Source organism: Rhizobium sp. A37_96 (assembly GCF_053521765.1).
In genome coordinates this window covers 1-4101 of record NZ_JBNWDS010000041.1, presented here as the reverse complement: position 1 = coordinate 4101, position 4101 = coordinate 1, and the positions used below count along the sequence as shown (strand labels likewise).

General features: G+C 56.4%; 5 protein-coding genes. 2 read left to right on the top strand and 3 right to left on the bottom strand.

The features are described 5' to 3' along the window. The first annotated feature begins 579 nt into the window (after positions 1-579). Together ACQZ6J_RS33810 and ACQZ6J_RS33805 are read left to right on the top strand one after the other, a co-directional pair. Positions 580-1719, top strand: coding sequence for a replication initiation protein (locus tag ACQZ6J_RS33810; RefSeq protein ID WP_333723828.1), 1140 nt, complete (start codon positions 580-582; stop codon positions 1717-1719). 105 nt (positions 1720-1824) lie between these two features. Next, positions 1825-2181, top strand: coding sequence for a helix-turn-helix domain-containing protein (locus tag ACQZ6J_RS33805; protein ID WP_333723827.1), 357 nt, complete (start codon positions 1825-1827; stop codon positions 2179-2181). 480 nt (positions 2182-2661) lie between these two features. On the opposite strand, the gene ACQZ6J_RS33800 is transcribed toward ACQZ6J_RS33805, so the two are convergent. From ACQZ6J_RS33800 to ACQZ6J_RS33790, 3 genes are read right to left on the bottom strand one after another with little or no spacing between them, the layout of a single operon-like run. After that, the gene (locus ACQZ6J_RS33800; RefSeq protein WP_333723831.1) at positions 2662-2859 is read right to left on the bottom strand and encodes a hypothetical protein; all 198 of its coding nucleotides are present in this window, start codon (positions 2857-2859) and stop codon (positions 2662-2664) included. Between the two features lie 15 nt (positions 2860-2874). After that, positions 2875-3189, bottom strand: coding sequence for a BrnA antitoxin family protein (locus tag ACQZ6J_RS33795; RefSeq protein ID WP_333723830.1), 315 nt, complete (start codon positions 3187-3189; stop codon positions 2875-2877). After that, the gene (locus tag ACQZ6J_RS33790; protein ID WP_333723829.1) at positions 3167-3466 is read right to left on the bottom strand and encodes a BrnT family toxin; all 300 of its coding nucleotides are present in this window, start codon (positions 3464-3466) and stop codon (positions 3167-3169) included. The genes ACQZ6J_RS33795 and ACQZ6J_RS33790 overlap by 23 nt, the downstream gene beginning before the upstream one ends. Positions 3467-4101: the final 635 nt, after the last annotated feature.

The window sequence follows — 4101 nt, the reverse complement described above, 5'->3', positions numbered from 1 at the left end:
CGCAATTATACGTCGCTGATCGCGACGCCCATTTCAAACCCTCCGGAGACGATCCGAGAGTAGCTCCCAGCCCTTTGTTCGACGCGCCGCAGGCGTGGCGAACTTACCCGGAGCGGAGCGAAGGGCAGACGCCCTTCGTCCCGACATGTTCAGGATCGCACCGGCGCGCAGACATTGTCACCCGCAGGGCCGTAGCGCAGCGGAGGACGCCGCAGGCGTTGACCAGGTCGAGCACTGGGGCCGTGTTATTTTTCTGCAAACAAGCATGTCGGCCGCTTTGGCGGCCGTCCGCTTGTCTGATCTCATCGAAATTCAGGGGTCGAAATGGCGGTTTTGGTCCTCTGGAGGAGGCCGATTTTTCGGCCAATTTCCTTCTTGTTCAAATGTTCTAAAGATTCAGGGGGAAATTCGTTTTTTGATTCAATGGCTTGCGCGACTAAAAAACACTTTTGGGGCCGCTGAACACACTTTTGGGGCCGCTGAACACACTTTTGGGGCCTATTAAGCACTTCAAAAAAACACTCAGGTGTGCATACAAGGTGCGCAATAGGCCCCAAAAGTGTTTTTTAGGAATCTTGCATGGGAAAAACGCTCCAAGTCATCGCAGACCGTGCCTACGACGAAACCCGTAGCTACCGACCGGGAGAACTTGTTGACGGTCGTTTCGCTGATCTAAAAAATCCTCCGGGTCTCATGGCCCTGAAACTCCACGAAATCATGTTCAAGACCGCCGGTGCTGCTGTCGCTGATGACAAGTGGCACCAGATCGACCTTGCCACACTCAGGGCTACGGCGGGGATGCGGAACGTTGGCCGCCGCGATCTCGTAGACCTGTTCACCGAACTGCGCGGCGCGGTCATGAAATACGATACCGACAAGGGGACCGTGATCACTGGCTTGCTGGATACCGCCGTGGTCGAGTTCGAGGACGGCGACGGGCCGGTCATGATCCGCTGGAAATTCTCGGCAGGTTTCTGCGAGGTCATTGGCAAGTCGGACTACTGGGCCATTATCGACCGCCAGACTGCCCTGTCTATGACCAGCCGCTATGCACTGCGCCTGCATGAGATCATCGCGCTGCGCGTCAACCTCGAGCGCAAGGCATCGGAGGTCTTCGCGCTGGACGATCTCCGCGCCCGCCTCGGCGTTCCCGCGGGAAAGCTGGTCAATTGGACCCATCTGTCGCAAAAAGCTCTCCAACCCGCGATTGCCGAGGTGAACCAGCTTTCACGCTTCACCGTCTCCATGCGGCCACAGAAGCGCGGCCGCTCCGTGGTGTCGGTCAACCTGTCATGGGAGGCGAAAGACGACTTAGCTGCGACCAAGGACGAGCTTGGCCGGCACAGCGCCGGCAGGACCGCCCGCCGCGCCGGCTCGGTAGAAATGGTCCTAGAACCGCCACAGGGGGCCACAGAGAGCCCCAAGAGTGCTGAGAGCGGGAAGCGTGCACAGAAACCACGAAAGGCGCCACATGGAGCTCCTAGAGCCATCTCTGAGCCTGCCACGCTCGATGCATTCCCTTCATCCGGAGGAATTAAATTCACGGTCTGGGCCGAAATCGCCCATACCGAGCTTCCCGGCGGCCGCAACAAGCCGGATATCGACATGGTGGCCGAGCGGTTCCGCCATTGGGCGACCGAAAAGGGGATTCCGCTCAAGGGGCCAAGGATCCTCGCCGCCTTTGAAGGCTTCTGCCACAAATGGCAGGTCAAAGGTTGATGATTGCCCGTGGGTTAACTGGCAACTGGCAGTCATCAATGGGCAATTGTTAGGGGTTAGCTACTATGCTCTGCCCATGCGCAACGCCCACCCGGAGGCCCACCCATGCTCATGCTGACGCCCAACGAAGTCGCTAGACGTACTGGCAGGAGCCGCCGCACCATCATGCGGGCTATCGAGGCGGGCGAGATCGAAGCGCGTCGGGATAACCGCAATCAGTGGCAGATCAGCGAGAATGCACTTGCCCATTGGGCGCGCAATGAGCAGCCCACCCATGATGCGCACCCCGCGCCCACAGCTTCGGACGCCCTGCAGGCCCAGATTCTGGGGTTACAAATGCTGCTAGATGAAGTCCGCGCCTCGAATGCTGCCTTGCAATCGTCTAATGACGATTTACGTGCGGACCGGGACGCATGGCGATCAATGGCGCAACGGTCCTGGTGGAGACGGCTGGCAGGATGATTCCATTACCAGCGGCAGTTTGCATATATGCCAACGCCCACGCATCTTACTTGATTTCCACCATAAGTCTGTATCGGCTGGACAGTCGGTGGTGAGTAAACAGAGGCCCTATTAAGGGTTGCTTGGGTGTTCGCAGCCATCATCGCATTGTTATAGTCAATCGATTGCTGCATTTGCTGTGATTGCATTTGCTGTTGCATGGCTTGAAATTGATACATTTGAATTTGCTGCGGTGTCATTGCATCGCGATATCCAGTTGCCTCCCCTTTCGAATTATAACAATTTATCCGTGTGGGAGTAACGTTCGTACCTCTAACGCAGTTGGCATCGCCAGACATGTAGTAGTGCCCGTTATAAAAATTCGGTATTGGCGCTCCAGTGGTACACGCAGACAAGATCATACCCGCTGATATTAAAGCTATGATGCGCATACGATCTCCCAATTAGGCATTATCTACAATATTGTTTATATTTGCAAAATTAAGATATAGCGATCCAATCTTGGGAAATTTTATCAAAATCTAGAGAAATCATTGGACCACCATTTTCTGGGATTATTTCCACGAAAATCATATCGTTTCCCACTTGGTTTCTAATTGCCTTTTCTTTTGCGTCATCAAGATCGGCACAACGAAACGTTCTTCCGTCTCCCAACGTCAAAACAACTAAATTTGCCATCGTATTTTATCCTGTTCAGTTTCTCTGATCGAGATCGGCCAGCATGGCACGGCGCAGGATCGCATTCATGCGGGTCTGGTAGCCCTTGCCCTGCCCCTTGAGCCACGCCAACACGTCCGCATCCACGCGCACCGTGGTTGCAGTCTTGGTGGGCTTGTAGAACCGGCCCCGGACGGCGTTTTTCCAGAATGCCTCGCCCAGCTCGGGAATGTCGCTGGTGTCGATCTGATCATCTGGCATTGCGGCCAGCGTCTCGATCTCGGCCTTTTGTGCCTCGGTCAGAGGCGGCAGGTTGTTCAGGTCAACCTCATAGCGAACGGTTTTGCTCATAGCGCCTTCTCTCTTTCGGCTCGGCCCGACGCGCCGAGATGATCCGGATCACTTCCACGCCGCCCGTGTCGTCCCAGACGGTGTGCGCCACCAGCAGCAGCAGATGGCCGTCCACGAGGCCGACGGTTTGCCAGCGATATTCCTCGCCCTCGATGCGATCCTGCTCCGTGACGGCGAACGGGTCCGCAAAGGCACGAGCGGCAATCTCGAAGCTCACGCGGTGCTTCCGGAGATTGGTTTCGGCTTTTGCCGGGTCCCATTCGAATCTTGTTTTCATGAGCGGAATGTTAGTACAATTTTGTACTAACAACAAGACTAATCACTTGGCCTGCTCATCCCTGCCGGAGGCTGGGCCGTTGTCAGGTTTGTACCACAAACTTGACTATCCTGCCCGCCTCACCACCCCTTTCACGAACGCATCTGGCTACCGTGGCCCATGTGGCTGGAATGACCCTCCGGTGCACTGACTTGCGCAGCAAGTCGTAAGTGCGCCCTTAGTGATCTCGCTCCGCTCGATCCGGGATTTGCCAACCGCTTCTCACGGCGCTGGATTGAGGCACCGACCCTGCTCCCCTCAGGAGCCCGGCTATCGGGTATACCGATAGCCTATCCTGCCATCTCAAGCTGTCCCCTCCAGTTGGCCCCAAACACCCAAAACCGGCTCGACCTACAGCCCTGTGTGAGAGCGGCCGAGCCGGTTTTTCCGCAGCGTCGTGTTACGACGTATTACTGCGCTGTTAGACAGATCACCCATTCGCGCGTTCGCTCATTCACTGAAAAGCTCGATCCGGAATCCGGCCAAATCCCAAAGGGCGCAATTATACGTCGCTGATCGCGACGCCCATTTCAAACCCTCCGGAGACGATCCGAGAGTAGCTCCCAGCCCTTTGTTCGACGCGCCGCAGGCGTGGC